At 37.5% G+C, this 2951-nt stretch carries 4 protein-coding genes; all 4 read right to left on the bottom strand.

All coding sequences use genetic code 11. The features are described from left to right. Positions 1–3 precede the first annotated feature (3 nt). From INF68_RS22890 to INF68_RS22875, 4 genes are read right to left on the bottom strand one after another with little or no spacing between them, the layout of a single operon-like run. Positions 4–276 (bottom strand): hypothetical protein, encoded by a 273-nt coding sequence (locus tag INF68_RS22890; protein WP_193525471.1) that lies wholly within the window; start codon positions 274–276, stop codon positions 4–6. A 2-nt stretch (positions 277–278) separates the two neighbouring features. Then, positions 279–716 carry a hypothetical protein gene (locus INF68_RS22885; RefSeq protein ID WP_046852902.1) on the bottom strand — a complete coding sequence of 146 codons (438 nt, stop codon included), beginning with the start codon at positions 714–716 and terminating at the stop codon, positions 279–281. A 1-nt stretch (position 717) separates the two neighbouring features. Next, entirely contained in the window at positions 718–1017 is a 300-nt protein-coding gene (locus INF68_RS22880; RefSeq protein ID WP_046852903.1) for a hypothetical protein, read from the bottom strand. Positions 1018–1031: 14 nt separating this feature from the next. After that, a complete protein-coding gene (locus INF68_RS22875) occupies positions 1032–2858 on the bottom strand; it encodes a phage major capsid protein (protein WP_080972137.1) in 1827 nt (608 codons plus the stop codon). Positions 2859–2951: the final 93 nt, after the last annotated feature.

The following is a 2951-nucleotide window of genomic DNA, read 5'->3' as shown; positions in this document are numbered from 1 at the left end:
AATTCAGTGTGCCACTTCAGCAGAATCAAGTACGGCGTTTTCACCTGGAACGTAGTTAACTTGAATAGTCATATCACCATATGAACTATCACCCGCTACTTTAGAGGTGTAAGTACTATCATATGTTTCTACAGTTGAAACAGAAGTTGATTCACTAAAACTTGGAAACGCTGAAAGGTTTTCAACTTGAACAAAAGTACGGGCATTTGGATCAACGTTGGTTGTATCGGTATTAATCCATACTGTAGTTAGATTCCCTAAAAATGTTTGAGCCATAATTATTCCCCATAGCTAAAAGATAGTGTTTGCGTGTGAACATATGCGGTTTCCGTGGCTTCGGCTTGGGAAGTCATAAGACTATCTTCAATTCGGATATTGAATAATGGCATTGGAAGTTGCTGGTTTAGTTCATCAAAGAAACCAGATGTATAAAGTGCTTCAAGAATCTTTTCTATTTCATCCGAAGCACTTTTAAATGATTGTCCGACAGCTACAAACTCAACTCGAAATTCACATAAATTTCTAATAGTTGATGGTACGATTTGATTGTTTACAATTTGATTTACTTTGGCTATCTGTGTACGTTGTACTGAAGAATCACCAATGTAAACCATTGTGGTATCATCTACCGTTGCTTTTGATGGATATTGTAGATTAACAATTACTGCTAATTTATTAATCAAATACTTTCTTATTGTATAGTCTGCCGTGAACATATTATATTTCCTCTTCTAAATCGATCTTGCGAATATAGTGATAGTTAGAGATACCGCTTGTATCATCATCTATTCTATTTACTAGGTATTCGGTGTTATCAATTGTGAAGGTAGTATTTAGTTTAATTCCTGACTTGGCACTAAAATATGTTACGGTAGTTTGACTATCATCGAAAAAAAGCTCGTCTTGTTCAAAAATTACGGTAATCGTTATTGATACACCATCTTGAACAATGACGAGCTTTTCACCAAAAGCATTTAATAGATACTCTATTTGCGAGTTACTAAGAAATGCTCTCATTTGTCATACCTGTATTAAGCTAGGTTTAGTACTAGGAATGCTTCATCGTGTGCTAGAGCATGAGATTGGAAGCTGAAAGTACGTAGAACAATACCCATAGAGTTACGTTGAGTTGTATCATCGCGATCCATAGTTACTGAACCCCATTGAGCCATGATGATATTTGACCAATCGCCAAACACAATAGCACCAGCGGCAACTTGAGTAGATTCAATAATACGTACTGAATCAGCTAGAATACCGTCACCCATATAGCCTTGTAGCAAGTACTTAGCAGCGGTGTTAGAACCATCTAGAGTAGTACGCAATACAGCAGCGGTAGTAGGATGTACAATAGCAACTACATTCTCAACACGGACATTAGCAGCAGCTAGAGTAGCTAGAGCACTAATAACATCGGTTTTGGTTAGAGCAGCAGTTAGGGTTACTTCTGGAGCCTTAGCAACAACATCAGCAAGAATTAGACGTTCTAGTTTTAGAGCAGCACCCTTAACCATCGCATCTTGAATATACTGTTCAGCAGTACTAGCAGATTTGATTAGAGTACGAGTTAGTTCAACAGAACCGGTAAAGATTTCTGGCTTTAGAGTGACCTTCTCAAAAGCGGCGTTATAAGATGGTGATGGAGCACCTTCAGTAACATAACCGAAGTTATCAGTGAAATCAGCAGATAGTTTAGGTAGAACTAGATTACCTTCACCTTCGAGATTTGCGAATACTTGTACAGGTAGAGTAGCAAATACTGACTGAGCACGTAGCACATCAATATAAGAATCTGCGTATACTTCTTTAACTAGAGCAGCACCGCCAACAGTAGTAGAAGTACGGACGAAATCACCCGCAGGGATTTCAGTTTTACCAGCAAAATTACCTTCACTTAGTGAACGAATTAGGCCATTTAATACGGATTTTTCCATTATGATTTCCTTATCATGATTTGGATTTGTTTTTGTATTTAGTGTGCGTTTGAAGTCCTCAACTGAAATTCCATTTTCAATTGCTTCAGACACATCAATATTTAGAACTACGCCGATTGATTCCAATTCACGTTTACGTTCCACTTCTTCTGTAGAATCTTCTACTTCAGAATCATCAGTACTTTCTTGTACATCTTCGCGTTGTTCTACAACGTCGGTTTTATTTATCATTTGTTCAAGCAAGTCTGGACGATTAGCCATTAGTGCTAATAGTTCTTCATCGCTCATACGTACTTCTTCAGATTCTTCTACTTCTTCTTGTTCAGTAATTTCTTCTTCAGATTCAACTTCAGTACTAACTACTTCTGATTCATCTTTGATTTCAGGTTCAGTACTTTCGATTTCGTTTTTATCTTCCATGATCATATCCTTCTGGTTGTCATCATTGTTATTTATCAATGAGCGACCAACTCCGGCGGATACATCGGCTGGCACTGTTACTAGTGATATTTCATATGGGGTAAAATGAGTTACATAGATAATGTTTCCTTCAATACGGTAATCATTAACTGTGTAACCAAAACTAATATGTGTTAATACACCTTCATTGATTTGTTCCCATTCTTTTTCCGAAGCATTGGAAATCTGTAATACAGCACGGCCTACCTTGTCTGAATCAATACGTGCCGCTAGTACTTTGCCAATCAAATGATCTCGGTCATGATTGAAAAGTACTGCCCCTGAATTGTTCAAACGCGATAGGTCTACATTTTCTGGATTACATAGAAGTACTTCGTTATATAACTTCCCTTCTATTTCACGTGCTACAGGAGTTTCAGAACAAAAAGCAACTTCAACGGTACGATTATCAGAATTAATCGCGGTTGGTAGGGTTAATTCCCTCGTCTGTTTTTTGATTTTCATCTAGAACTTCCTTGTTCATATTTTTCTCATTCTCTATTTCTTGAAGTACAACACGTGGATCACCACCCATTTCACTAATTACCTGTGTACGGG

The sequence above is a fragment of the Enterobacter cloacae complex sp. P16RS2 genome (assembly GCF_014982155.1).
Lineage (GTDB): Bacteria > Pseudomonadota > Gammaproteobacteria > Enterobacterales > Enterobacteriaceae > Enterobacter > Enterobacter cloacae_M.
This window is presented reverse-complemented; position numbering and strand designations above follow the sequence as displayed.

Bases quoted from the DNA above. Each gene is read 5' to 3' on its own strand.
- INF68_RS22885 (WP_046852902.1), bottom strand. From the start codon at position 716: ATGTTCACGGCAGACTATACAATAAGAAAGTATTTGATTAATAAATTA.
- INF68_RS22890 (WP_193525471.1), bottom strand. From the start codon at position 276: ATGGCTCAAACATTTTTAGGGAATCTAACTACAGTATGGATTAATACC.
- INF68_RS22880 (WP_046852903.1), bottom strand. From the start codon at position 1,017: ATGAGAGCATTTCTTAGTAACTCGCAAATAGAGTATCTATTAAATGCT.
- INF68_RS22875 (WP_080972137.1), bottom strand. From the start codon at position 2,858: ATGAAAATCAAAAAACAGACGAGGGAATTAACCCTACCAACCGCGATT.